19 protein-coding genes are annotated in these 24,590 nt (G+C 62.8%); 8 read left to right on the plus strand and 11 right to left on the minus strand.

Annotation, left to right across the window (positions count from 1 at the left end; genetic code table 11):
- Positions 1-77: 77 nt before the first annotated feature.
- A complete protein-coding gene (locus O3675_RS05405) occupies positions 78-2,933 on the plus strand; it encodes a DEAD/DEAH box helicase (RefSeq protein WP_371571420.1) in 2,856 nt (951 codons plus the stop codon).
- Positions 2,934-2,989: 56 nt separating this feature from the next.
- Here O3675_RS05405 and O3675_RS05410 read toward each other — a convergent pair whose 3' ends face one another.
- The 5 genes from O3675_RS05410 to O3675_RS05430 form a co-directional block, all read right to left on the minus strand.
- The gene (locus tag O3675_RS05410) at positions 2,990-3,541 is read right to left on the minus strand and encodes an Rv3654c family TadE-like protein (protein ID WP_371571423.1); all 552 of its coding nucleotides are present in this window, start codon (positions 3,539-3,541) and stop codon (positions 2,990-2,992) included.
- Between the two features lie 7 nt (positions 3,542-3,548).
- Complete coding sequence (locus O3675_RS05415) at positions 3,549-3,944, minus strand: TadE family type IV pilus minor pilin (RefSeq protein WP_371539939.1); 396 nt, start codon at positions 3,942-3,944, stop codon at positions 3,549-3,551.
- A 188-nt stretch (positions 3,945-4,132) separates the two neighbouring features.
- Positions 4,133-4,804 carry a DUF4244 domain-containing protein gene (locus O3675_RS05420; RefSeq protein ID WP_053087940.1) on the minus strand — a complete coding sequence of 224 codons (672 nt, stop codon included), beginning with the start codon at positions 4,802-4,804 and terminating at the stop codon, positions 4,133-4,135.
- Positions 4,805-4,933: 129 nt separating this feature from the next.
- Positions 4,934-6,187 carry a type II secretion system F family protein gene (locus tag O3675_RS05425; protein WP_371571426.1) on the minus strand — a complete coding sequence of 418 codons (1,254 nt, stop codon included), beginning with the start codon at positions 6,185-6,187 and terminating at the stop codon, positions 4,934-4,936.
- A 43-nt stretch (positions 6,188-6,230) separates the two neighbouring features.
- On the minus strand, positions 6,231-7,781 hold the full coding sequence (locus tag O3675_RS05430) for a CpaF family protein (protein WP_371571428.1): 1,551 nt from the start codon (positions 7,779-7,781) through the stop codon (positions 6,231-6,233).
- 260 nt (positions 7,782-8,041) lie between these two features.
- Between O3675_RS05430 and O3675_RS05435 the strand changes: the two genes are divergently transcribed.
- The gene (locus O3675_RS05435; RefSeq protein ID WP_371571431.1) at positions 8,042-10,048 is read left to right on the plus strand and encodes a bifunctional 3'-5' exonuclease/DNA polymerase; all 2,007 of its coding nucleotides are present in this window, start codon (positions 8,042-8,044) and stop codon (positions 10,046-10,048) included.
- A gap of 151 nt (positions 10,049-10,199) precedes the next feature.
- Here the strand turns inward: O3675_RS05435 and O3675_RS05440 are convergent, their stop codons facing one another.
- Together O3675_RS05440 and nth are read right to left on the minus strand one after the other, a co-directional pair.
- Positions 10,200-11,015: a CoA pyrophosphatase gene (locus O3675_RS05440; RefSeq protein ID WP_371571433.1), complete on the minus strand. Its 816-nt coding sequence runs from the start codon at positions 11,013-11,015 to the stop codon at positions 10,200-10,202.
- 46 nt (positions 11,016-11,061) lie between these two features.
- On the minus strand, positions 11,062-11,967 hold the full coding sequence (gene nth / locus O3675_RS05445) for an endonuclease III (RefSeq protein WP_371571435.1): 906 nt from the start codon (positions 11,965-11,967) through the stop codon (positions 11,062-11,064).
- Positions 11,968-12,125: 158 nt separating this feature from the next.
- On the opposite strand from nth, the gene aroQ reads away from it, so the two are divergent.
- On the plus strand, positions 12,126-12,566 hold the full coding sequence (aroQ, locus tag O3675_RS05450; protein ID WP_044150130.1) for a type II 3-dehydroquinate dehydratase: 441 nt from the start codon (positions 12,126-12,128) through the stop codon (positions 12,564-12,566).
- 138 nt (positions 12,567-12,704) lie between these two features.
- Here the strand turns inward: aroQ and O3675_RS05455 are convergent, their stop codons facing one another.
- The gene (locus O3675_RS05455; protein ID WP_297605533.1) at positions 12,705-13,883 is read right to left on the minus strand and encodes a MarP family serine protease; all 1,179 of its coding nucleotides are present in this window, start codon (positions 13,881-13,883) and stop codon (positions 12,705-12,707) included.
- Positions 13,884-14,364: 481 nt separating this feature from the next.
- Here O3675_RS05455 and O3675_RS05460 point away from each other — a divergent pair, with 481 nt between their 5' ends.
- Positions 14,365-15,042 carry a Crp/Fnr family transcriptional regulator gene (locus tag O3675_RS05460; protein ID WP_005504653.1) on the plus strand — a complete coding sequence of 226 codons (678 nt, stop codon included), beginning with the start codon at positions 14,365-14,367 and terminating at the stop codon, positions 15,040-15,042.
- Positions 15,043-15,188: 146 nt separating this feature from the next.
- On the opposite strand, the gene O3675_RS05465 is transcribed toward O3675_RS05460, so the two are convergent.
- The 3 genes from O3675_RS05465 to O3675_RS05475 all read right to left on the minus strand — a co-directional run bounded on the left by O3675_RS05465 (position 15,189) and on the right by O3675_RS05475 (position 17,229).
- A complete protein-coding gene (locus tag O3675_RS05465; RefSeq protein WP_371571437.1) occupies positions 15,189-16,364 on the minus strand; it encodes an NUDIX hydrolase in 1,176 nt (391 codons plus the stop codon).
- On the minus strand, positions 16,357-16,839 hold the full coding sequence (locus O3675_RS05470; RefSeq protein ID WP_005504649.1) for a RidA family protein: 483 nt from the start codon (positions 16,837-16,839) through the stop codon (positions 16,357-16,359). Before O3675_RS05470 ends, O3675_RS05465 begins: the two co-directional genes overlap by 8 nt.
- Before the next feature lie 186 nt (positions 16,840-17,025).
- Positions 17,026-17,229, minus strand: coding sequence for a hypothetical protein (locus tag O3675_RS05475; RefSeq protein ID WP_005504647.1), 204 nt, complete (start codon positions 17,227-17,229; stop codon positions 17,026-17,028).
- A 166-nt stretch (positions 17,230-17,395) separates the two neighbouring features.
- On the opposite strand from O3675_RS05475, the gene O3675_RS05480 reads away from it, so the two are divergent.
- Genes O3675_RS05480 through O3675_RS05495 form a run of 4 tightly spaced genes read left to right on the plus strand, consistent with a single transcriptional unit; the run spans position 17,396 to position 24,516 of the window.
- On the plus strand, positions 17,396-19,540 hold the full coding sequence (locus O3675_RS05480) for a transglycosylase domain-containing protein (RefSeq protein WP_371571439.1): 2,145 nt from the start codon (positions 17,396-17,398) through the stop codon (positions 19,538-19,540).
- Between the two features lie 40 nt (positions 19,541-19,580).
- Positions 19,581-20,594, plus strand: coding sequence for a metallophosphoesterase (locus O3675_RS05485; RefSeq protein ID WP_371571440.1), 1,014 nt, complete (start codon positions 19,581-19,583; stop codon positions 20,592-20,594).
- Positions 20,594-22,648: an ABC transporter ATP-binding protein gene (locus tag O3675_RS05490; RefSeq protein ID WP_371571442.1), complete on the plus strand. Its 2,055-nt coding sequence runs from the start codon at positions 20,594-20,596 to the stop codon at positions 22,646-22,648. The genes O3675_RS05485 and O3675_RS05490 overlap by 1 nt, the downstream gene beginning before the upstream one ends.
- On the plus strand, positions 22,648-24,516 hold the full coding sequence (locus O3675_RS05495; RefSeq protein WP_371571444.1) for an ABC transporter ATP-binding protein: 1,869 nt from the start codon (positions 22,648-22,650) through the stop codon (positions 24,514-24,516). The genes O3675_RS05490 and O3675_RS05495 overlap by 1 nt, the downstream gene beginning before the upstream one ends.
- Positions 24,517-24,590: the final 74 nt, after the last annotated feature.

The raw sequence follows: 24,590 nt of genomic DNA on the forward strand, positions 1-24,590 counted from the left end.
ATCCGAGCGAGTTCGAAGCCGGCGTTCAGGGTAGCGTATGACCGGCGGCAGGTCGGGTTTTAGCCCGCCACTCTACAATGGAACCCATGCCGCACAGCACCTCCTCGCAGAATGCCAACCAGCACCGCGAACAGCAGCCCACGCACCAGTCCGCACACCAGCACGAGCAGGGGCAGTCTGCGGCGCGCCCAAAAACACTACGCTACCGCGAGCTGCCCGCGAGCGCACAGCAGGTGCTGGCATCCCTGTTGCCGGAGGCAGAACGCACCGGAACCCTGCCCGAGCAGGTGACCCATATTCACACCATTGCTGCCAGGGAGGCGAGCTACGCGCCGTGGCCGCAGTGGTTGCATCCGCGCGTGGTGGAGGCCTTTGAATCGCTCGGTATTGCCGAGCCCTACGCCCACCAGGTGCAGGCGGCAGACGCCGCCCACGCGGGTCTTGATGCGGCGCTGGCGGCGAGTGCAGCACGCTACGGCTGGCAGGCGGGGCGGATTGAGGCCGAGCGGGTTGAAGCTGAGCGTCATGAGGCTGGGCGCATTGAAGCACCGACTCCCGCGCATGCCGAAGGCGCGAAGAGTGCCGGCAGCGGCGGGCACGTGATTGTGGCGACTGGTACCGCCTCGGGCAAGACCCTGAGCTACCTGATGCCCACCCTGGACGCTATTTATCGTGCATCGTGCGGCGAGCCGGTGAGCTCAACTTCCGCGTATTCCGGGGCAGAAAACCTCAATAATAGAGCGAACGTTCTCTACATTTCCCCGGCGAAAGCACTCTCCGCCGACCAGCTCACCGCCCTCACCTCCTACAACCTGCCCGGACTCCACGCGGCAAGCTACGACGGCGACACCCCAACCGGCGAACGCCGCTGGATCCGCGAACACGCCAACTTCATCCTCACCACCCCGGACATGCTCAACTACTCAATCCTGAGCAACCACCGGCAGTGGTCATCCTTCCTGCGCGGGCTGCGCTACGTGGTGCTCGACGAGGCACACAGCTACCGCGGCGTTTTCGGCGCGCACATCGCCAACCTGCTGCGCCGCCTGCGCCGCGTCTGCGCGCTCTACCGCACCGTGCCCGTGTTCTACGGCGCCTCCGCGACCAGCTCCAACCCGGTCGAGTCTTTCTCCAAGCTCATCGGCGTGCCGCAGCAGGCGGTCACCGCCATTACCGAGTCCACCTCCGCACGCGGTGAAACCACCGTCGCACTCTGGGAGCCCGAATTCATGCCGCCCAAGGCGCACGATCAGCTCGCCAAGGGTGCCCGCAGCACCCAGCAGCAGGCGGTCCAGTCGAAGGCTGAGCAGGAGGCGCCGCGCCGCGTCTCCCCCGTGGAGCAGGGCGCGCAAATGCTCACCGACCTGGTGCTTTCCCGCACCCGCTCCCTGGTTTTCGCCGGTTCGCGCCGCAGCGTAGAAATCCTCTCGCAGAAGACCCAACGCTACCTCGACGAGGTGGAGGCGGGCCTCTCCCACCGCGTCGCCGCATACCGCGCCGGGTACACCCCCGAAGAGCGCCGCGAACTCGAACGCAAACTCCGCAACGGCGAACTGCTCGGCCTGGCGAGCACCTCCGCACTGGAGCTGGGCATCGACATCTCCGGACTGGACGCCGTACTCGTGGCGGGCTGGCCGGGTACCCGCGCCTCCTTCATGCAGCGCGTGGGCCGCGCAGGTCGAAGCGGTCAGGACGCGCTCGCCGTGCTCATTGCCGACGACAACCCACTCGACACCTACCTGGTGCACCACCCGGAGGCGATTTTCGGGCAGGAGGTTGAGGCAACCGTATTCGACCCGACGAACCCGTATGTGCTCTCACCGCAGCTGTGCGCCGCAGCGCAGGAGGCACCCATCCGCGCCGAAGAACTGAGCCTCTTCGGGCCGCATACCGCTGCCCTGCTGGATCGGCTGGTGCAGCAGGGGTACCTGCGTCGCCGCCCGGACGGCTGGTACTGGACGCACGCCGAATCAGCCGCCGACCTGGTCGATATCCGCGGCACCGGCGGCGGACCCTACCAGCTCATCGACGCCGAAGACGGCACCCTGGTTGGCACCATGGACGCCGCGCACGCCATGAGCCAGGGGCACCCGGGCGCAATCTACATTCATCAGAGCGCGCAGTACGTGGTCGAGTCCCTCAGCGAGGGCGAGCGCGTGATTCTGCTCAGCCGCGTCTACCCGGACTACTACACGCGCGCCGTTGAGAGCACCGAGGTGCGTATTCTGGCGGAGCGTGCGCGGGTTAGTTACGGTGCGCAAAACGCTGTTGGGGAAGCGGTTCCCGGCGAGACTGCTCCCGGTGTAACTGCTCCCGCCGAGTCTGCTCCTGGCGAGCCTGTTCCCGGAATCTCTATGCCCGAAATCGACGCGCAGCAGCTCGCTCCGCTCACCATGCACCGCGGGCAGGTTCAGGTCACCGACCAGGTCACCGGCTACCGGCGCTTCTCCGTCTACGGCGGCGAATACCTGGGCGAAGAGGCGCAACCCATGCCGCCGGAAGTGCTCATGACCGAGGCGGTCTGGTTCACCTTCGAGCCCAGCTACCTGTTCGGCGCGGGCGTGACCGAAGAGGACGGCCCCGGCACCCTGCACGCCGCCGAGCACGCCGCCATCGGGCTGCTGCCGCTCATCGCCACCAGCGACCGCTGGGACTTGGGCGGGCTCTCCACGCTGCTTCACGTGGACACCGGCAGGCCCACCATTTTCGTCTACGACGCCGCACCCGGCGGCGCGGGCATTAGCGAGCGCGGCTTCAACGCGGTTGCGCAGTGGCTGAGCGCCACCCTCGAAGCCATCGAAAGCTGCGGATGCGACAACGGCTGCCCCTCCTGCGTGCACTCACCCAAATGCGGCAACCGCAACGAGCCGCTCAGCAAGCACGGCGCGCGGGCACTACTGCAGGTAATGCTGCGGAGCATGGCGGAGGCGTAGAACGCGCTGGGGTGCGGGGCGTGCTGGGATGACAACTCCCAATGAGGGCAAGTAACCTAGTCGGCGGGTTTTTCTGGCTCGTCTGGGTTTTCCGGCTCGGGAGGATCGGATACCGAGTCCTGCCCAGCTTCCAGCTCCTCCTCCAGCTCGGCGACCTCATCGGGGCTCAGCTCCTCCGCGTTGCCCGCCGCGTCATGCTCTTCTTCGGCGTACTCTTCTTCGGGGTGTTCAGCCCCGGCGCGGGCACGCACCCTCGCCGGGCCCAGCATCCCCATGGGCCCTGCGACGGGGACGGCGACCGTCACCTCCACCGTTTCAGGTCGATCCGGAAACGTGCAAGATTCCAGCTGCGCGCCGTGGAGTTTGGCAAGATCAGCCGCGACCGCGCACGGGTCGCCCTCGGTGAGCCCACGGTAGGCATCCGCCGCCGCGAGGGCACTCAAATCGGCGGCTACGGAAGCCCTGCGGTTCGCGGACACCACCCCGATGAGCCCGGCAATCACCACGGTCACCACCAGCAGCGCGGCAATAATGGTGAGGGCGAGGACGGTACCGCTACCCTCTTCGGGGCGTCGATTCTTGGAGGTTGCTTTCGGGGCGGGGCACATAGCGGCTCTATTCACCCCCATGCCCCGCACCGTTTTCAGCATCGTTTTCGCCGCCGCCTTCAACGCGGGCGTGGGCATCCGCCCGTAGCACCCAGCCGGTTGCCGAGCCGATCACACCGGGGGCGGGGCGGCTCACCCGCACGTGCACTTGCCGGGCGCGCCCCGCCTCTGTCACGGCTACATCATCAGGAGAAACGGAAATCTGCACGCTCTGCGCCGGGTCGATGCGGCTGACGGCGGAGCGAATCTGCGCCTCAGAATCTCCGCGGGCGGCGGCTCGTGCGGCCGTTCGCGCAGACTCCTCCACTTTGAGTTGCGCAACCCCCGTGGAGGCGGCACCCAGGCAGAGGGCGAGCACCACCGTCACGGCGGGTAGGGCCACCGCAAATTCGGCGGTAATCATACCCTCTTCTGCTGGGCTCTTGCGCGGGGTTGAGGGTGCCGGTTCCGCCCCGACTTTTCCTGCGAGACGAGCGCACCGCAAAGCACCCAAATTCACATGAGCGTTCATTCTTTATTCCTCCTTTCTGACTTGATTTTCCAGGGCTTCCAATACCTAGAACCAAACCCTACGCGGGTTCACCAAAGGTTCTAGAGCAGCCCCGTATTGCCCGCAATCGACAGGGCGTTACGCACAATATCCAGGAGCATGGAACGCACCTCATCCGACTTGAGAATCAGCACCAGCAGGCCCGCGAAACCGACCGCCGCGAGCATCACAATGCCGTACTCCGCGGTGGAGGCGCCCTCCTCCGGGTCACCCGCGGGGGCGTAGTCTTCGAGCGCCTTTTCGTGCCCCTCAGCGGGTACATATTCGGTGCAGCCGGGCGCGTGCTCACCCAGGCTGCGGCAGGTGGCGCCGCATTCGTCCAGGGTGCAGCCCTCGGCGAGCGCGCGGGCAATGGTCAGCGCCTGCTCGGGGCTCAGACGGTCCGTGTTCATATCAATCTCCATTTCGTGAGGGTCAATCCTGGGGCCGGCATGCTTCTGCTCAGCGCAGGCGGAAAGTTCAGCGTCACTGAAGAGCTCGGTATCGCTGAAAAGCTCGGGGCATTCTTCACGCAGCTGCTTCATGGTGGTTGCGATGGCAACGGACAGCGGCACGGGGCCCAGAATGGTCTGCGTTTCAGCGCCCTGCACGGCACCGAGCGCGGCGGGCTGAATTTCGCTCGGAATGCCACCCGGAGCACCGACCGGGGCGTTGCCCGGAGCGCCGACAGCGTGCAGGTCGTGGCGGATTGCTTCGCAGAGGGTGTTCGTCATTGGTTTTCCTTTCGTTGTGCCCTGAACATTCGGGGCGGAGTGGGTGCTCGTCTGCGTTCTTGGCAGATGGGCGAAGGTCTAAACTTTTCAGCATTTCGGCTTGTCGACAGTGCTTATGGGCTTGGTTCTCTAGCCGGTCAGCGTGGGTAGTAGCGAAATGAGGATGGGCACAATGCCCAGGCAAATAAAGGCGGGTAGCGAGCACAACCCGAGGGGTACTACGAGCGCTACGGAGAGCTTTCCGGCGGCGCGTTCTGCCGCGCGGCGTTCGCTGAGGCGGTGCGCATCGGCGAGGGAGAGCAGTAGCGCCGTGCTGGGTGCGCCGCCCGTGTAGGCGGGGGCGAGTGCATCCCGCAGCTCACCGAAGGTTCCCGCCGCAGACCCCGACCAGGCACTCCCCCAGCCGCTGCCCATCTGTAGGCGCTGGCAGACCGTGTGCAACGGTCGGCTGTTAAGCGCCTCGGCGAGGGTGCCCAGTGCAGCGAGCGGTGCGAGCCCGGCTCTCAACTGCGCGGCGAGTAGTTCCAGCACGAGGGCGGTATCAACGGGCGGCATATTCGAGGTTTGTTCAGCTCCATTACTTGCCGCGCTCTCCACCTCTGCCCGATGCACGAGCGCGGCGGTCCAGCGGCGCCCGGCGAAGGCGAGCCCCAGTCCGAGCAAACCGGTAAGCGCTCCGAGAACGGATCCGGTCAGCACACCCACGGGGTCACTTCCCATGAGCACCCCCAAGCCGAGGCCGAGCAACGGTAGCCAGGAGAGGATCCTGCCGGTGGCGCGTGGTGCGGCGAGGGCGCTCTGCCTGCCCAGGAGCGCGTCGATGCGTTCTTCGGCGTGTTCGGCGGCGCGTTCCAGGCTCGTGGCGAGCGGCGCACCGGCGCTCTCGCTCATACGCAGGCTCAGTTGCAGGTCGTGCAGGCGCTCGCGGCTGTGCGGGCGCATCCGGGTACTGTTTTCGAGTAGCTGCGCGCAGGCGAGGTGCGCGGGGGCACCCCAGGAGGTGACCGTGGCGAGCGCCTGCGTGAAGCGGCGGATATCTTCGGCGCACCGCTTGTGTCCGTACTCTTCGGAAAGGGGCGAAAGGCCTCGTGCCCCTCGGTGGCGTGTGCTTTTCCGAGAGCTATTCTTTGCGCGCGGTTTCCCCGTACTCGGCACCAGCTCGTTCTCCCCGAGCTGCCCGAACTCACCGAGCTGCCCGGAGCCCGGGTCGGCGTGCACCGCCTCCTGCAGGGGGATACCGGCGCGTAGGTTCAGGGCGAGGGTGCGTAGCATGAGCGGCCACATGCGCATTTCCTCGGCGCTGGCTGCTCCGGCGATGCGCCCAGCTAGACGCTCAGCCCAGCGTTCGCGAAGGCTTCCGTTGCTCTTCTCGTTCTGCTGCATTACTTCCTCCTTTCACGTTTTCTGCTTCCCCATTTCGGGGTGGCTAGTACCCAACTTCAGAGCCAGTAGAAATACGCCTGACCTGCAGGTACTCTTCACTCCCCTGTGTGGCGGGGTGCAGACTGTAGATACCCTCGATGCGGCGGCGACCATCCCGGTGTTCCAGGTGGATAATGCGTTCAAAAGCCGTCGCCGTATGTAGAGCAACCGTTCTACTATCCAGTCCGGCGAGCGCACCCAGGGCACACAAACGCAGGGGCACCGCCTGCGCGCTATTGGCGTGCAGGGTCGTTCCGGCGCCACGGTGGCCGGTGTTCATAGCGGTCAGCAGGTGCACCACCTCCGCGCCGCGGCACTCACCGACCACGAGCCGATCCGGGCCCATGCGCAGCGCCTGCACAATGAGCTCACCCAGCCCGATTTCGCCAGCGCCTTCGGAGTTGGCAGCACGGGTTTTGAGGGCAATAACCTGCTCATGCTGTGGCGCGAGTTCCGGGGTGTCTTCGAGCAAAATAAGGCGCTCCTGCGGCGTACACAGCCCCAGCAGGGCGTTGAGCAGGGTGGTTTTGCCGGTGCCGGTGCCCCCGCTAATGAGGAATCCGCGGCGTTCAGCAATCATGCTGCGCAGGTAGGCGGCGGTCGCCTCGTCACACAGCCCGTCGGCCTGCAGCTGCCCCAGGGTGGGGCGCTCGCGGGCGGGTAGGCGCACGGAGAGCCGGGTGCGTTCGCTCAGCGGCGGGATAATCGCGTGGATGCGCCTGCCGTGCTCGTCGCTAATGTCAGCCGCCGGATGCGCGGCATCCAGCTGCCCACCGTACCTGCGGATGAGCCGTTCGGCAAGGTCACGCACGCGCCGCTCATTGCCGAGGCTCAGCGCCACGGGGCGGGTGGTTCCGTTGATGCCCACCCAGATATCGCAGGGCGAGTTCACGTAGATATCGGTGATGGTTCCGGCGCGTTGCCCCTCGTCAAGGAGCAGATCGAGGGCGCCGAGGCCGTAGAGTTCCGCGGCGAGGTAGCGCAGCGCGGTCTGCCGGTTGACGGGCACGTATTCCACGCTGGGGTAGCTCCAGGAGGTGGGCGCGGGTTGCACCGTTTTGGTGCGGAATTTTCGGGGCTTCGTCACACTAGTTCCCTCTGCGCCCGTTCCTTCTGCGTTCGTGTTCCCCAGGTGTCCGCCGTCGATGGCGCAGATTGCCTCATCCACGGCGTTTTCGAGAATCTCGCGGAGGGGCTGGGATTCTTGGAGTAACCCACCGCCCGCGGCGCTCACAGCGTTTGCACCGCCCGCAACAGTTGCGCCACCTGCGGGCGGCCGTTCCCCTGCTTTCTCGACCGTCTTCTCGAGCCCGGCGCTGAATCCGTTACTGGGTCCGGCCCTGAACCCGCCGCTAAAACCGCCCAGGGCGATAGCGCTCATCTGCGGCGATCGCAGAATCAGCTCGCGGGCGTGCAGGGCGACGGCGCGGGCGCGATAGTCTTCGGGAATGAGCAGGGCGGGCAGTGAGTGCGCGCGGGTATCCGGCGCATACGTGGTTGGACTCTGCGCAGTGCGGGTCGGGTAGCCGTTAGGGTTGGCGGTGTTGCTCGTCATGGCTCTAGGAGAGCATTGCGCCCGCCCCGAATTTTTAAGAGAATGAGCATTCTGTGGATAACCCCGCCCGCACCCCGAAATATCCACGATGCACGCACCTCAAACGAACAAAACGCACGCATCCGGCGCTTTTATGACAAACCGCGACGCGTTCACCCCGCCGTACTTTTCGCACGCGCCCCGACCCCACCCCTTCCATAAACCGCCCGCCCGCGACCGCAAACCACGCGCCTTCGCACCCGGTCACCGATAATGGAAGAATGTACGTTCTGCTCAGTCCTGCCACCGGCGCGGGTATTACCGCCCAGACCGGCACCCCCGCGCACCCGGTCACGTCGGCTATTGCTGCGGGTGCGTCCCCGCGCGGTGCTCAGCCGGTGACCTCGTGGGGTGCTTTTCATTTTTCGGCGCCGACCGCTGAGCAGTTGCAGGACCCGACCTTTATTCCGCGGATTACGCGCGCGGATCGGGTGAGCGCGGCGAATCTTCCGGCGTATGTGCGAGAGGTGGAGCGGCAGGCGGCAGATTCGGCGCAGGCGCGTTTTCCCCGCTGGATTTGGGCTGATACCCGCCACGTTGACCCGCTGCTTCTGCGCCGCGGGGTGCGGGTGCATCTGTGCCATGATTTGCGTCTGGTGCAGCGGATTTTGGTGACTGCGTCTACGCATCCGAGTGGTTTTGTGGAGTATAGCCCGGTGCTGGATCTGTCTGATGTGCGTGAGGCGGTGGAGCCTCAGGGGTATCTGCCGGTGGCGCGGCAGATTCAGGGCCAGGAGGAGCTGTTCGGCACTGATTTTTTGAGTGCGCCCGCGACCTCTTCCGCCGCACCCGCCGATTCCTCTGCAGATTCCTCCTCGGATTTCCTGGAGGCGGCGCCTCATGAGCCTTTTGCCCCGCAGTTGGCGGCGGGCCCGGTGACTCTGCTGCCGGAGCATCCGGTGGTGCGTGTGCTGATGCGTGAGTGGTTGGCGCAGGCGCGCGCTATTAGCGCGTCAAGGCACCCGGAGCGGCTGCGTCTTTTGGCGGCGGCTGAGTCTGCCGGTGCGTTGGTGGCGGCTGAGATTGGTTATTACGGCATCCCGTTTAATGTGCAGGCGCATCATGAGCATCTGTGCGAGTTGTTGGGTCCGCGGCCGGTGCCTGGGGAGCGTCCGCAGAAGATGCAGGAGTTGGCGGAGCAGATTCAGCGCATGCTGTTTATGCCGTCGTTGAACCCGGATTCGCCGCAGGATCTTTTGCGTGCTTTGCAGTCTGCGGGGGTTTCGGTGAAGTCTACGCGTTCGTGGGAGTTGAAGAGTTGGGCGGATGCGATTCCGGCTCAAAGGGAGAAGCGTTGGGCGCTGATTGACCCGATTTTGCGCTATAAGAAGCTGTACCGTATTTGGACTGCTAACGGCTGGACGTGGGCTGATACGTGGGTTTCTGAGGGTGCGTTCCGCCCGCATCTTGAGGTGGGTGGCGCCGCGACCGGGCGTTGGGGCGCTTCCGGCGGTGGTGCGTTGCAGCTTCCGGCGGAGATTCGTCAGGCGGTGCAGGCGCCGGAGGGTCAGGTGCTGACGGTGACGGATGGCTCGCAGATTGAGCCGCGTATTCTGGCGGCGTTGAGCCGTGATGAGGTGCTCGCTTCGGCGGGTCGTGGCGCTGACCTGTATGCGGGTATTGCCGAGCTGGCGCGCATGAAGGGTGTGGGTTTGACGGAACGTTCCCACGCGAAGGTGGGCATGCTGGCGATTATGTATGGCGGCCGCAGCGGTGAGATTGGTGCCCTGTTGCCGCATGTGGCGGCGCTTTTTCCGCAGGCGATGGACTTTACGGAGCGTGCCGCGCGCATTGGTGAGGCAGGCGGGCAGGTGACGACTTTTTTGGGTCGTACGTCCCCGCCGGTGGATGAGCGTTTCCGTGAGATTGTGGCTGATCGGTCTTCGCCGGCGGCTGAGTCGCGTGCGGTGTCGACTGCGCGTGCACACGGGCGTATGACTCGCAATTTTATTGTGCAGGGTACGGCAGCTGAGTGGGCTCTGTGTTGGATGGGCGCGGTGCGTTCTCGCCTGTTGTCGGAGCGAATTTTTGGTATGCCGATGCGCACCCACATTGTGTATTTTTTGCACGATGAGCTTCTGCTGTGCGGCCCCGAGCTGGAGGCGGATCGCGTGGAGCGTATTGTGCGTGAGGGCGCTGCGGAGGCGGCGCGTCTGCTGTTCGGTCGGGTGCCGGTTGATTTTCCGGTGTCGGTGGCGCGGGTGCGCAACTACGCAGATGGTAAATAATCTGCGGTAAATAATCAGCTGCGCATAAGCGGCACCGTGCAATAAAAAAATAGGGGCGGCAGGTAACTTCATTCAAGTTACCTACCGCCCCTATCTGCGCACTATTCTGCTCCCTATATCCGCTGGTCAGGCGTTTATTCTGCGATAAGCTTTACTCCTCGTAGCCGGGTGCCGGGCGCATCTTTTTTGTATCCCAGGGCACGGTCCAGCCAAGCGAGTCGAAGATCCGGTCCAGCAGAATCGCGGTGAATCCCCACACCGTGAATTCTTCGCCGCCGGGCATACGCACCTCGAAGGCGGGGGTGCGGTGTGAGGTGCGGCCGCGTTTGACGTAGGCGGTGTGCCGGTTGGCGGGGTTGAGCAGGTCGCGCACGGGCACGCGGGCGATGAGCGCGGACTCGTTGTGGTCGACGACTTCGACGGGCACGGGGCTGTTCCACCAGCCGATGACGGGGGTGACCATGAAGTTGCTGATGGGTAGCGGCAGGGTGTGCAGCTGGCCGAGGATCTGCACGCCGGCGGGGTCGAGCCCGGTTTCTTCGACCGCCTCGCGCAGGGCGGCGATGTGGGCGACGGGTTCGCCGGTGGTTTCGGCGAGCGCGTAGTCTTCGGGGTCGATTTTGCCGCCGGGGAAGGCGGGCTGACCGGCGTGTGAGCGCAGGGTTGCGGCACGTACGAGGAGCAGTACATCCAGGTCGGCGCTGACGTTTTCGGGGCAGCCGTCAAATTCGCCAGTGGAGGGCGAGTTGTCGAGCACGCCGAAGAGGATCAGCACGGCGGCTTCTTTGCTGAGGGGGCTGGCGGGTGCGCTGCGCAGTAGGGCTTGGACGTCGAATTCCACGCCGCCCTCTGCGAGAGCCGCCAGTGCCTGCTGGGCGGGGTGCTGTGCATCCTGCCCCGCCGGTTCGGGTTGCACCTGTTCGGATTGCACCTGTTCGGGTTGTACCGACTGCTCGGGTGCGCTCATCTGTGTACCTCTCTTCTGCGCAGGCTTCATTCCGGTTCAGTCACCGTTAGGCGCTGAGCGGGTAGCCTTCTGCCATGAGTTCGCGGCGGGTTGCGCCCTGCAGGAATCGCAGGTGCAGGTCTTCTCGGCCGGGTGCCATTTCGTATTTCATGAGTTTACGTGCTGCTTGTTCGTTCGTCTCCCCGGCGCCATAGGACGGGCAGAGGTCGGCGACGGGGCATACGCCGCAGGCGGGCTTTTTGGCGTGGCAGATGCGGCGGCCGTGGTAGACCATACGGTGTGAGAAGAGCGTCCAGTCTTTGCGTTCGATGAGTTTGGCGACGTCTTTTTCGACCGTCTCGGGGGCGTCTGCGGTGGTGAATCCCATGCGGCGGGCGAGGCGGCCGAAGTGGGTGTCTACGGTCAGTCCGGGCACGTCGAAGGCGTTTCCGAGGACTACGTTCGCGGTTTTGCGGCCGACTCCGGCGAGTTCTACGAGCTCTTCGAGGGTTGAGGGGACCTGCCCGTTGTGGCGTTCGACGAGCTGCTGGGAGAGGGTGACGATGGAGCGTGCCTTGGCGCGGTAGAAGCCGAGGGACTGAATGTAGGGTTCGACTTCTTCGGGGCGTGCGGAGGCGAGCGCGGCAGCGTCGGGGTAGCGTGCGAAGAGCGCACCGGTGACGGAGTTGACGCGCACGTCGGTAGTTTGCGCCGAGAGCACGGTGGCGATGAGCAGCTCGAAGGGGTTGTCGAAGTCGAGTTCTGCGACGGCGTAGGGGTAGGTTTCGCCGAGGATGCGGTTAATCTTACGGGCGCGGCGCACGGTGGCGAGGTGGCTTTCGGGTGCGCGTGCCTTGAGGCGGCGGGCTGCGGCGGCTGCCTTGAATTCGGGGACGAAGCGAATCTGCAGGAGCGATTCGTTGTTCTGTGCCGCGGTGTTCTCTACTTCGGTGCGGGTGGCGTTCTCGGTCATAGCGCGAGGTTACCGGGCTTTGGGTGTGTGCGGTAGCGAGGTTCACCGTACTTGGCGCGCGGCGTTTCTCTCCCCTGTTTCTTTCCCCTCCCCGTCATTTTCTGGGCAGTTCGCGTCGGCTCCTGCTGTGCGGGCGTTCGCTGTGCCACACTGGTTTTATGTCAGATACGATTTTTGTGCTTAATGGACCGAATTTGAACCTGCTTGGGCAGCGCCGCCCCGAGGTGTACGGCTACACCACTCTGCACGATATTGAGCGTATGGTGCGTGAGCGCGCAGCGGATCATGGTTTTGATGTTGAGTTTATGCAGTCGAATCATGAGGGTGCGCTGGTGGATGAGATTCAGCGTGCTCGTACTCGTGGCGCGGCGATTATTATCAACCCGGCGGCGTACACGCACACGTCGGTGGCGCTGCACGATGCGCTGGAGGCGGCTGAGCTTCCGGTGGTTGAGGTGCACCTGTCGAATGTGCATCGTCGCGAGGAGTTCCGTCATCATTCGTTTGTATCCCCGCAGGCTACTGCGGTGATTGCTGGCGCGGGTGCGTACGGCTACGTCATGGCGGTTGATTTCCTAGCGCAGCACCTCGCGGAATAGCAGCGCAGCACCTCGCTGAATAACCCAGTGCACCATCTGGCGGAATAGCCCCGCCTACCCCCCCTTGTTAAACAGTTCAGGCTCCCGTTCCTCGTGTGAGGGCGGGAGCCTGAACTTTTATCGCTATTTAGCGGCTAGTTACTTGCGGCAGGTGCCGGTGGAGACTGCGGCGGTGTTGTCGCCGCCTTCGGCTAGTGCCTGCTTGAGGGTGCTTGCGGTGATGGCGTAGCCGGTCTGGCCGGTGGTTGCCCTACCGAAGATCACGCCGATCACGTTGCCGTTTTCGTCGAGGACGGGGCCGCCGGAGTTGCCGTGCTGCACGTCGGCTGCCAGCTGGTAGACCTGGCGCATGGCGTTGGCTCGGCCGGTATCGGCGTCGATGGTCTGGGTGTTGCCGATGCCCTGCACGGTCGCGGGCAGTGCCTTGAACGGGCCGCCCTTGGGGTAGCCCATGAAGGTTACGAGGCTACCTGCGGTGGCGTTGGAGCCGATGTTCAGCGGTGCGAGCGGCAGCTTGGGAACGCTGATGAAGGCGAGGTCCTGTTCGGTGTCCATGTAGACGACGGTGCCGGGCCAGGTGCGGCCGCGGGAGTCCTGCACGACCGGGGAGGTCACGCCGGCGACCACGTGGGCGTTGGTGACGACCAGTCCGTTATCCGCCACGAATCCGGAGCCAGTGGAGGTGTAGCCGCACTGCTCTGCGGCGCCCAGGATCTCGACCACGGAGGCTGCCGCCTGGTCCAGTGCCGCGGATTCTACGGTCTGGGTGGGGGCGCTGGTTTCGGGGGCGATGAGCTGGCTGACTTCCGGAATGGTTCCGAAGGCGAGCACGTCATTGCGTACCGTGTTGATGCGGTCCTTGACGACCTCGGGGGTGGAGGCGACCATCCAGGAGAGAGTCTTGGATTCGCTGAGCGCGGTGTTGAGCTGCGGGATGGGTACGGTGCGCATGGAGATGGTCAGCACGACCATGACCAGGGCGCAGGCGGCAAGGTTCAGCACACCGCCGAAGAAGCGCTCAATGCCCTTGAGCGGGGTGATGTCGGTGACGCGGCGAATGGTGCGTCCGGCAATGAGGCCGAGCCACTGTCCGATGGTCAGGCAGATGATGAGCACACCGACGGCGGTAATGAGGCTCCACTGCGACCCCACGGAGGCGACGGCGAGGGGCACGAGCCAGGCTGCGGCGCAGACGCCCAGGCCCAGACCGAGGAAGGTTCCGAGGGTGGTGAAGAATCCGCTGCGGACTCCGGCGAGGAAGTAGAGCAGCAGGATGATGGGGATAGCAATATCAAGCAGGTTGATGCCGGTCGTCACGACTAATTGCCTCCTTGGTGGGTAGAAGTGGTCACGGTGTGCCCATGTGATTGGTGCGGGCTGTGCCCGATGAGTGTGGTGGCACGCTGTACCCTGCGGCGGGCGTGACGGGCGGTTCCGGGGTTGTTGAGACCGGGTTTCTGCCTCGTCGCATCGTACCGCGTGTGGAGGCGGGTGCCTCCTTGTCATGAGGGTGTCTGCGTGCTTGGTACCGAAAAAAGTACACACCTGAATGCCTGATATTAGGTGCTGAACCTGTGGGTAAGCTTTGAATTTTCTCGGAAGAAATAACTTTTGCTGTAAAGCTCGCCCTATCGGAATGCATAAAGCGCTTTTTTAGGGTACGCTCATATCAGTTGAATATGTCACACTAGCTTGAGCCTTCTCACATTTCAGATGTTGAGACGCATGGCACCGGTTCGGGCTCACTCACTGAACATTTACGAGTTTCGGCTCATCACCTCATATCTAGGAGAACTTTATGGATCTCGAGATCCTCCGTCGTACCCCTCTCTTTGCTAACCTCGACGACGCAGCTTTCGCTCTGCTGACCGATGACATTCAGGAGATTGACCTCTCCCGCAACGCTGTCCTTTTCTACGAGGGTGACCAGGACGACCAGCTCTTCGCTGTGCTCTCCGGTAAGGTCAAGCTGGGCCGTACCGCCGCTGACGGCCGCGAGAACATGGTCGCGATTATGGGTCCCGGTGATGTTTTCGGCGAGATGGCTCTCTTCGACCCCTCGCCCCGTTCGACCAACGCTGTGGCTGTTTCTGAGACCCGCTTGGCTGCCATTAAGCACGAGTCCTTCAAGCGCGCACAGCAGCTGGATCCTTCGATCTCCGATCAGGTTATTAAGACTCTGGCTCGCCGCCTGCGCCACGCTAACGAGGCACTGGCTGATTTGGTCTTCTCCGACGTTCCCGGCCGCCTCGCTAAGGCGTTGCTGGACCTGGCTGACCGCTTCGGCCGCCCCGCAACCGACGGTGTGCTCGTTGCTCACGAGCTGACTCAGGAAGAGCTGGCACAGCTGGTTGGCGCATCCCGCGAGACCGTGAACAAGGCACTTGCCGAGTTCGTTTCTCGCGGCTGGATTCGCTTGGAGGCACGCGCAGTTGTCATTCTGGACCTGCCCCGCCTGCGCCAGCGTTCTCGCTAAGGTCTCTTTGAGTTAGGGCATTCTAGGATGCCCTCACTGAAAGACGCACAGCTTAAATAGATCAGGAGCCGTTTCCCTCTGCATGGGGAAACGGCTCCTGATTTCTTTAACGCTTCATCGTACGAGCGAGCGGCTGCACTACCCTCTTAGAGCGCACCCATCACGCCGGTGTAGATGGAACCGGTGGTAGCCGGAACCACCTCGGTGAAGGAGAGCATGCACGCACCGTTGTGAGTGACGAGCACGGGCTTCTTCACCTCAATATTGCGGCGCTTGGACAGCCAGGCTACGGAAGTCTGGGCCTTTGCCAGGGATTCGAGCAGGCACATCACGCCGGGGGTGATGAGCTGGTCGAGGGTACGGCCCACAGTGTTGGGCTGGCCGATGCGGTCGCCCAGTTCACTGGTGTCCTTGGCTTCGAGCAGTTCACGCACGTTCAGCCAGTCACCCCACACGCCCTTACCGAGCAGCAGCTTCGGGTCCTGACCGACGGGCAACGCCGTGGTGAAGTAGGCGATATCGTAGCGCTTGAGGAAGAAGTCCGGCGACTGCCAACGCGCGACCGGGCGCAACAGGTCGGCGCGCACGCTCAGACCACTGGAGGTCAAGAAGTTAGAGAAGCTCTTGTCCTGCTCGGCAACCGCTTCACGCCACGCCATGAGCTCGGGGGTGCTGGAGCGTTCCACCACGTCCTGATCGTCCTCGCCAGCGAGCAGAATGCCGGTCTCTTCGAAGGACTCACGCACGGCAGCCATGACGCTGCGGCGTGCCTGAGTTACGTCAGAGAAGTGGAACTGCTCTTCCCAGTATTCGGCACCGGGGCCGACCCAGGATGCAGACTCATCATCACCGGGAAGAGCCGTACCACCGGGGAAAGCCACCACACCCAGCGGAGAGGTGCCGGGGCGGTAGGTCAGAATCGTTTCGAGGCCGTTGTCACCATCGCGCACAAAAATGACGGATGCCGCCTGGCGCATCGTGCAACCGGTCGCACCTTCGTTACCGCCTTCACGCCAACTTTCGGCGGCGGTGCGCATGAACTCGGGAATAGTGTAGAGACGCTGGATGCAGGAGGTTCGCGGGTTAGCCGCAGACTGGCGGCCGGTAAACATGCGGGGGCGCTCCACGCCTTCAGCCGGGGTGGGGGTGCCGAAGCGGCGTTCCTGCACCGGCTGGGGTAGAGTCTTGATATCCTGCGATTCGCCGGATCCGTGACCGTCGATACCGTTCACCGTCTTTTGGGTGCCACTTTGTGCTGCCCGCTGAGCCTGGGCAGCACGAATAGCAGACAGCGGCAGCGCGCCGGTGTACAGATTAGACATATTCAACAATGATCTCGACCTCTACGGGCGAGTCCAGGGGAAGAACGGGAACACCCACGGCGGAGCGGGCATGCTGGCCTGCCTCGCCGAAGATTTCGCCGAGCAGTTCGGAGGCGCCGTTAATGACGGCGGGCTGAGCGGTGAAGTTCACCTCGGATGCCACGAAGCCAACAACCTTCACGACGCGCTGCACGCGGTCCAGGTCGCCGATGACGGACTTGACCGCTGCCAGGGCGTTGAGCAGGCTGATACCCGCGTACTTCTTCGCATTTTCGGGGGTCACGGAGCCTTCAGCGCCGGAGTCGGAAACCTTACCGGTTTCGGGCAGGGCGCCGTCAACGAAGGGCAGCTGACCGGAGGTGTACACGTAGGAGCCGGAGGTAACAGCCGGAACGTAGGCTGCAACGGGGGCGGGTGCTACGGGCAGTTCGTAACCGAGTTCGCGGATACGTGCTTCAATACGGGATTCAGTCATGATTACTCCAGAAGGATGGCGGGTGCTGGCACCCAAACGGTGATAGGGGAAATGCCGTAAATCTAAACGCTACTGATATTCAGGTAGCTGTTAAACGGCTAACCGGCGGCCTTCCTCATCTATTCCCGCGCTCCCCTAGTTAATAGGAGGGCCGGGATAGCGAGGTGACCGCCGGGTACGCTGCTCTTAGTCAGCCTTCTCGCGCTTAAAGTAGGCGATGGGGTTGCCCTGAGTCGGAGCGACCATGTTCGACGCGGGGGTTGCGCCAGCAGGTGCGGATGCGCCGGGGAGAACGGTTACGAGCTCCCAGCCGTCTTCACCCCAGTTGTCGAGGATTGCCTTGGTCGTGTGGATCATCAGCGGTACAGTTGCGTATTCCCATTTCTTCATACCCTCTAGCCTATCGCCCGGTGTTCAATAAGTAAAAGGGATTCACTATGGTTTTGGTCAATGTCCGGCGCTTTTGGGGGCTTTATTCTCAGGGCTGAGGCGCCCACCTCCCTATGGGGTGGCGAGACGGACCTTCTCTCACAGCTTCATGGGATAAACTGAATGAATGGCTTCATCTAAGAAAACCCGTGCGCGTCGCCGCCCGGGAGATTTTTTGCAGTTCCTCGCGTTCAGCGTGATTGCCGGTTTCCTCGCGGCAATCATTGTCGTACCCCCTGCCGTGAGCTTGGGTATGGTCACGAACGCGTCGATGTCATGGTTCCAGGACCTTCCTGACGACATTGCCGATGGCATCTCCTCCCGTCCTTCTACTATTTACGCTGCTGACGGCAAGACCGAAATCGCGACCTTCTTCGAAGAGAACCGTGAACCGGTCAAGCTGGATCAGATTTCTCAGCACATGAAGAACGCTATCGTCTCGGTGGAGGACCGTGACTTCTACAACCACGGTGCTGTCTCCGCTATCGGTATTGGTCGTGCGTTCCTGAACAACATCATTAACTCCAACAGCGGCCGCCGTCAGGGTGCATCTACCCTGACCCAGCAGTACGTTAACAACCTCATTGTTGACTCCGCTGTGGCTCGCGGTGAGGACGCAACCGCAACCCTGAACGGTAACAAGACCTACGCCGCAAAGATTCGCGAGATGAAGCTTGCGATTTCTATGGAGCAGAACAAGTCCAAGGACGAAATCCTTGAAGGCTACCTGAACATCGTGAACCTCGGTGGTTCTAACTACGGTGTTGAGGCTGCTGCACAGTACTACTGGGGTATTTCCGCTAAGGACCTGAACGTGGCGCAGTCCGCGCTTCTTGCCGGTCTGGTGCAGGCACCTAACGTGTACGACCCGACCGTGAACCCCGAACTCGCCCGTGAACGCCGCGACATCGTTCTGGGCACCATGCTCCGCGACGGCAAGATTACCGATAAGGAATACAGCGACGCTATCGCCAGCGACATTAAGCTCAACGTCCACACCAAGTCCCAGGGTTGCTCCCTGGCAGGCGACAAGGCGTTCTTCTGCCGCTACGTGGTCAACTACCTGCTGCAGGATGAGTCCCTCGGCGCAACCGCTGAGCTGCGTAACACCGCCATCAAGCGTGGCGGCCTGAAGGTGATCACCACCCTGAACCCCGAGGCTCAGACCGCGGCAAAGCAGGCAGTTGACTCCACCCAGCCGGCAGCAACCAACTGGAACGACGTGAACTCCGCGCTGACCAGTGTTGAGCCCGGCACCGGCCGCGTCATCGCGATGGCACAGAACACCGAGCTCGGTAGCCCCGCTGACGCAAACGACCACTCCAAGACCGAGTACAACTACAACGTTGATAGCGCCTACGGTGGTACCCGCGGCTTCCAGCCCGGTTCAACGTTCAAGCCGATTATTCTGGCTCAGTGGCTCATCAGCGGCCGCGGCGCTAACGCTACCGTGAACGGTACCCAGCTGTTCTGGCCCACCAGCTTCGGCTGGAACGCCAAGTGCTACGACGGCGGTAAGTACTACTACACCGGTCAGCCGAACGGCTGGTCCTACAAGAACGCAGTCAACGGCGGTCTGACCTACGGTACCGCTGCGTACGGTATTCGCCAGTCGTTGAACTCGTACCTGTACGGCATGCTCTCCCAGATTGACCTGTGCGATGTGCACGACCTGTCCATCAAGATGCACGCCCTGGACGGTACCGGCGAACCGCTGCACAGCATCCCCGACCTGGGTACCAACATTGGTGGTACCAAGTACGGTATCTCCCCGCTGACCAGCGCATCCATGTACGCTATCTTCGCTTCTGAGGGTAAGTACTGCACCCCGCGCCCCATCGAGAAGATCACCAAGACCAACGGTGAAACCATGAAGGAATACCAGAACCAGTGTGAGCAGGTTCTGGATCCGGACATCGCGAACGGTGTCAGCTGGGTTCTGAAGGGCGTTATCCAGCCTGGCGGTTCCGCTTCTCAGCGCGGTATTGGTCTGCCGAACGGTTCGGCTGCGAAGACCGGTACGAACGATAACTCCTCCCAGACCTGGCAGGTTGGCTACACTCGTGGCCTGTCCACCGCGTCTTGGGTTGGTTCTAACAACCTCGGCTTCCGCTCCCTGAACGGTGTGGGCATTAACGGTCGAGTCCTCGAGTACGTCGATGGTGCAACCTACGCGGGTGCACAGTGGCAGTCGTTCATGAAGACGATAGCTCCGAAGTACAACACGAAGGACTTCACCACCCCCAGCGATAAGATTCTGTCGTACAGCTAGAATCACAGCTCATCAGCTGAAGCCTGAAAGGCGATTGATAATGTGTGAAAACGCAGTCAACGCCCGCGTCCCCGTGGCGGTCCCCGGCGCACGCGGCTCCTCCCCGCTCCTGAAGAAGGTAGCGGGGGCGGTAGCCGCCACTGCAGCCTTGGGGGCCGCCACGGCGGCGTATGGGCACTTTATTGAGCTGAATAATTTTCAGCTCCGCACCGAGTCCCTGCCGGTGTTGCCCGCCGGTAGCCCTGACTTTAGGATTCTGCATATTTCGGATATGCACATGATTCCGGGTCAGCAGAAGAAGATTGACTTCATGCACTCGCTGGCTGCACTGGAGCCAGATTTGGTGATGAATACGGGCGATAACCTTTCCCACGTGGACGGTATGGGCCCGCTACTGGAGGCGCTCAACCCGCTCATGGACTTCCCCGGCGTATTTGTGCCCGGCTCGAATTGCTATTTCGCGCCCGTCTTCAAGAACCCGGCACGCTACCTGTGGCAGCCGCGCACCCCGCAGATGATTGAGGAGGGCTCGCGTGTAGCACTGCCCATTGAGCGGATGCACGACGCCTTCGAGTCGCGCGGCTGGACGGGCCTGATTAACCGCTACGACACACTGAACCTCAAGGGTCTGCGTCTGGAGTTCTCCGGTGTGGATGACCCGCACCTGCGCTACGATGAGCACCCCGGCTTCGCTCCCGGCGCCTTCGATGAGGGTGAGGAGCCGAGCGTCCGTATCGGCGTGGCGCACGCCCCCTATATGCGTACCCTGCACCGCTTCGTGCAGGACGGTGCGCAGGCTATTTTTGCCGGTCATACGCACGGCGGTCAGGTCTGCCTGCCCGGCGGTCATGCCCTGGTCAGCAACTGCGATTTGCCGCCTTCGCGTGCGAAGGGTGTCAGTGAGCAGTCCGGTATTCCGGTTCAGGTTTCTGCCGGCTTGGGCACCTCTCGTTTTGCGCCGGTGCGTCTGTTCTGCCCGCCGGAGGCAATCCTGGTGACCCTCACGGCTCGCGATAAGGGTGAAGCCGACGCTTCGAAAGGTGGCCGCCGCTAATGTCTGAGGCTTCTACAGCACGCACGACTAAGCGCCGCCGTAACCCCTTCTTGGAGACGGCGAGCGAACCGACCCCCGACCCGATTGACTACGCGCACGGTCAGCGTGCCCCGCGCACCCTTGCCGCGTATGCGCGTCCGATTCGTGTGCGCTGGGGTGTGGGTCTGCTGGTGGCGTTCGGTGCCGGTGCCCTTGAGATTTCCATCCCGCAGGTACTGCAGATTATTGTGGATCATCTCTCGCAGAGCACCACCGAGAGCGCCATCTGGATTGCCGGAGGCCTGGTGCTTCTGCTGGGTATCGCGCATGCCTCCTTCATGTATTGGAGGCGCTGGCTGATTGTGGACCCGACCTCCACGATTGAGCTGTCCATGCGCATGAACTTTTTTGACCGCCTGCTCAGCGCCCCGCTTTCTCTGCTGGATCGTTGGCCCTCCGGTCAGTTGCTGACCCGCTCCATGAGCGATCTGGGGACGATTCGCCGTTGGTTGTCTTTCGGTATCGTTCAGATGCTGACTGTTGCGGTGATGTTCCTGGTCGGTGGCTTCTTCATGCTGCGTTCTTCGCCGTCTCTGGCGCTGGTGTTCGTGGTGACCGTGCCTATTCTGGTGCTGTCACTGGTGAACTTCACCCGCAAGTACTACCGCGCTTCACATGAGATTCAGCAGATGACGGGCGATCTCTCCACCCGCATTGAGGAGTCGGTGCGCGGCATCCGCGTGATTAAGGCGTTGGGCCGCTCCCCCGAGCAGATTCAGGAATATTCCGAGTCGGTGGATGCCCTGCAGGTGCGCGAGTACGGCAGGTCGATGCTGGTGGCTCGTGTTGCCCTGTACCAGGGCCTGATTGTGGGTGTCTCTACGGCGGTGGCGCTGGCTGTGGGCGCTTCGCAGGTTGCGGCGGGCACCTTGAGTCTGGGCGCTATGACCGCTTACTTTGCGGTGCAGACGACCGTGCTCAGCCACGTGACGCGCTCGACCGCGCTGATGTCTGCCTATTTGAGCTATAAGGTGGCGCTCGAACGCCACAACGAGGTCATGGACGAGCCCGGCTTTGAGGCCGTGCCGCTGGTTCGTGGCTCCGGGGCTGTGTCTGAGCCCGTGCATCCGCAGGGTGCTTCTGATTCGTCAACAGTAGCTGGAGTGTCTGCCGAGGGCGGCTCCGGGAAGGAAACTATGCAGTACCCCAGTGGTGGCGCAGTATCTGTCACTTTTGATCACGTTCAGTTCAGCTACGACGCAGTCGAGGCGCCGGCAACTGTTCCTGCAGAGGCTACCGGCGCAGGCTCTGATGTTGAGGCAAACTCTGAGGTGAAGGCACCCGAGGTTTCCGTGCTGAAGGACGTGAACTTCAAGGTCTTCCCGGGCGAGATTCTGGCGCTGGTCGGTGCAACCGGTAGCGGCAAGTCCACCGCGCTCTCGCTGGTTCCGCGTTTCTACGAGCCGACCTCCGGTTCCCTGCGTTTCGGCACCCGTGATACCGCCGACATGTCTATTGAGGAGGTGCGCGCCCAGACCGCGTTCGTCTTTGAGGAGGCGGTACTCTTCTCCGGCACGGTCCGTGAGAATGTGCTGATGGGCGTTGCCGAGCAGTACGAGCACGGCACCGAGGATGAGGACTACCCCGCCGCAGAAGAGCTGGAGGCGACCCTCCAGACCGCACTGCAGCTGGCTGCGTGCGATTTTGTGGCGGAGCTTCCGCAGGGTCTGGATACCGTCATTGGTGAGGAGGGTCTGAGCCTTTCGGGTGGTCAGCGTCAGCGTCTGTCGTTGGCGCGCGCTTTGGCGAAGCGCCCCTCCGTGCTGCTGCTGGATGACCCGTTCTCGGCGCTGGATGTGAACACCGAGGAGCGTATTATTACCGGTCTGCGTGAAGGCTTGGAGGGCCTGGGCGGCGCCACGACCCTGCTGACGGCGCACCGCCCCTCCACGGTGGCTCTGGCGGACCGTGTGCTGCTGATGGTTGATGGTGCTGTGGTCGCCGAGGGCACTCACGCTGAGCTGATGGACTCTTCGGAGCAGTACCGTCAGCTGATGACGATGGAGGAGGGCTAATGGCCCATCATCGTCCGGCGGAGCCGCGGGAGCAGATGAGCCCGCAAGAGCGCGCGGAGACCCGTGAACGCTCGATGGCTCTGCTGCGCCAGATGTTGCGCCCGCACCGTGGGGCGTTGGCTCTGTCGATTATTTCGGTGCTTTTGGTGTCGGGTTCCTCAGCGGTTGCGCCGATTCTGATTGCCCGCGTCCTGGATAGTTCCATTGAGCCGCTCAGGCAGGGTGATGCCTCTCCCCTGTTGACCCTGCTGGTGTTCTTTGTGGTGGCTACCGCGGTGACCGCGATCTTCTCATGGGTCAACGTGGCGTACACGGTGCGCGTGTCGCTGGGCGTGGTGGTGTACCTGCGTAAGCGGGTGTTCCGTCACGCGCAGTCGCTGAGCGTGTCGTTCCATGAGCGGTACACCTCGGGCAAGGTCATTTCGCGTCTGACCAGCGATATTGATACGGTCCGCAGCTTCTTGGACAGCGGCATCAGCCAGTTGGCGATTACCTTGCTGTCCATGGTGATTTCTGCGGTCGCTATTTTCCTTCTGGATTGGCGTATTGGTCTGTTCATGCTGGTCATGGGCGTGCCGATTTACTTCTTGACGCGCTGGTTCCAGAAGGCTGCGGTGCCGGTTTTCCGTACGATGCGTACCGAGTCTGCGCATTTGACGAGCCGTTTTGTGGAGACTTTTACGGGTATCCGCGCGGTGAAGGCGTTTGGTGCGGAGGCGCAGATGCGTTCTGAGTACGCTCAGGCGTCGGAGCGTTACCGCCTTGCGGTGATGGATTCCATTAAGATTTTCGGCGTCTACTCGCCCGTGCTGATGCTTTTGGGCAATGTGTTTATTGCCGGTGCGCTGGTGCTGGGTGGTTATGCGGTGCTGGGCGGCACCATGCAGATCGGTACCCTGCTGGCGCTGGTGATTTACGCGAACCGTGTGTTTGAGCCGGTCATGCAGCTCTCTGAGTTCTACAACATGTTCCAGTCGGCAATGTCCGCGCTGGAGAAGCTTTCGTCCTTCTTGGGTGAGGAGCCGGAGGTTGCTGAGCCGGAGCATCCGCATGAGCGGGCTGTAGAGCCTGCCTCTGAGTCTAGTGCTGCTGAGGGCGCGTCCGGCACGGTTCAGGGTGCTCTGGTGGAGCTGGATTCGGCGGTCTTTGGGTACACGTCGGATCGTCACGCGTTGAAGGAGACGACTCTGCGCATTGAGCCGGGTACGACCGCGGCGCTGGTGGGTGCTACGGGTGCCGGCAAGTCGACGATTGCTAAGCTGGTGGCTCGTTTCTACGATGTTTCAGCCGGTCAGGTGCGTATTGACGGCGTGGATGTTCGCCAGCTGGCAGATGCTCAGCTGCGCCGTGAGGTGCTCATGCTGACCCAGGAGGTGTTCCTGTTCTCCGCGTCGATTCTGGAGAATATCCGCATGGGTAACCCACAGGCGTCCGATGAGCAGGTGAAGGCTGCCGCGAAGGCGGTGGGTGCTGACGCGTTCATTGAGCGTCTGCGTGACGGCTACGAGTCACAGCTGGGCCGTGGCGGTATTACCCTGTCGGCGGGTCAGCGTCAGCTGGTGTCCTTTGCTCGTGTGTTCTTGGCGAATCCGCGGGTGCTAATTCTGGATGAGGCGACGGCTTCGCTGGACATTCCGAGTGAGCGTGCGGTGCAGGCGGCGCTGCGAACCGTGTTGGCGGGGCGTACGGCGCTGGTGATTGCGCATCGCCTCTCGACGGTTCTGAGCGCTGATCGTGTGCTGGTGATTCATGAGGGCTCCGTAATGGAGGATGGTTCCCCGCAGCAGCTGATTGCCTCCGGCGGTCGTTTTGCGGCGATGTACGCCTCCTGGGATGAGCTGAATCAGGTTCAGGAGGCTGAAGCCTAGAACCTTTATTTGCCACTCCCCGACCGGTGGCGTGCCGCTGTGTTGCGTTCTGAATTTTTTTGGGTTATCCTAGG

The organism is Rothia sp. 27098_8_27 (assembly GCF_041432805.1).
GTDB classification, from domain to species: domain Bacteria; phylum Actinomycetota; class Actinomycetes; order Actinomycetales; family Micrococcaceae; genus Rothia; species Rothia mucilaginosa.

What these genes read in the sequence shown, in the direction of transcription:
- O3675_RS05460 (WP_005504653.1), top strand. Translation starts at nt 14,365, where the DNA reads ATGGATCTCGAGATCCTCCGTCGTACCCCTCTCTTTGCTAACCTCGAC.
- O3675_RS05475 (WP_005504647.1), bottom strand. Translation starts at nt 17,229, where the DNA reads ATGAAGAAATGGGAATACGCAACTGTACCGCTGATGATCCACACGACC.
- aroQ (WP_044150130.1), top strand. Translation starts at nt 12,126, where the DNA reads ATGTCAGATACGATTTTTGTGCTTAATGGACCGAATTTGAACCTGCTT.
- O3675_RS05410 (WP_371571423.1), bottom strand. Translation starts at nt 3,541, where the DNA reads ATGTGCCCCGCCCCGAAAGCAACCTCCAAGAATCGACGCCCCGAAGAG.
- O3675_RS05430 (WP_371571428.1), bottom strand. Translation starts at nt 7,781, where the DNA reads ATGACGAGCAACACCGCCAACCCTAACGGCTACCCGACCCGCACTGCG.
- O3675_RS05440 (WP_371571433.1), bottom strand. Translation starts at nt 11,015, where the DNA reads ATGAGCGCACCCGAGCAGTCGGTACAACCCGAACAGGTGCAATCCGAA.
- O3675_RS05485 (WP_371571440.1), top strand. Translation starts at nt 19,581, where the DNA reads ATGTGTGAAAACGCAGTCAACGCCCGCGTCCCCGTGGCGGTCCCCGGC.
- O3675_RS05405 (WP_371571420.1), top strand. Translation starts at nt 78, where the DNA reads ATGGAACCCATGCCGCACAGCACCTCCTCGCAGAATGCCAACCAGCAC.
- O3675_RS05480 (WP_371571439.1), top strand. Translation starts at nt 17,396, where the DNA reads ATGGCTTCATCTAAGAAAACCCGTGCGCGTCGCCGCCCGGGAGATTTT.
- O3675_RS05425 (WP_371571426.1), bottom strand. Translation starts at nt 6,187, where the DNA reads ATGCAGCAGAACGAGAAGAGCAACGGAAGCCTTCGCGAACGCTGGGCT.
- O3675_RS05490 (WP_371571442.1), top strand. Translation starts at nt 20,594, where the DNA reads ATGTCTGAGGCTTCTACAGCACGCACGACTAAGCGCCGCCGTAACCCC.
- nth (WP_371571435.1), bottom strand. Translation starts at nt 11,967, where the DNA reads ATGACCGAGAACGCCACCCGCACCGAAGTAGAGAACACCGCGGCACAG.
- O3675_RS05470 (WP_005504649.1), bottom strand. Translation starts at nt 16,839, where the DNA reads ATGACTGAATCCCGTATTGAAGCACGTATCCGCGAACTCGGTTACGAA.
- O3675_RS05495 (WP_371571444.1), top strand. Translation starts at nt 22,648, where the DNA reads ATGGCCCATCATCGTCCGGCGGAGCCGCGGGAGCAGATGAGCCCGCAA.
- O3675_RS05435 (WP_371571431.1), top strand. Translation starts at nt 8,042, where the DNA reads ATGTACGTTCTGCTCAGTCCTGCCACCGGCGCGGGTATTACCGCCCAG.
- O3675_RS05420 (WP_053087940.1), bottom strand. Translation starts at nt 4,804, where the DNA reads ATGACGAACACCCTCTGCGAAGCAATCCGCCACGACCTGCACGCTGTC.
- O3675_RS05465 (WP_371571437.1), bottom strand. Translation starts at nt 16,364, where the DNA reads ATGTCTAATCTGTACACCGGCGCGCTGCCGCTGTCTGCTATTCGTGCT.
- O3675_RS05415 (WP_371539939.1), bottom strand. Translation starts at nt 3,944, where the DNA reads ATGATTACCGCCGAATTTGCGGTGGCCCTACCCGCCGTGACGGTGGTG.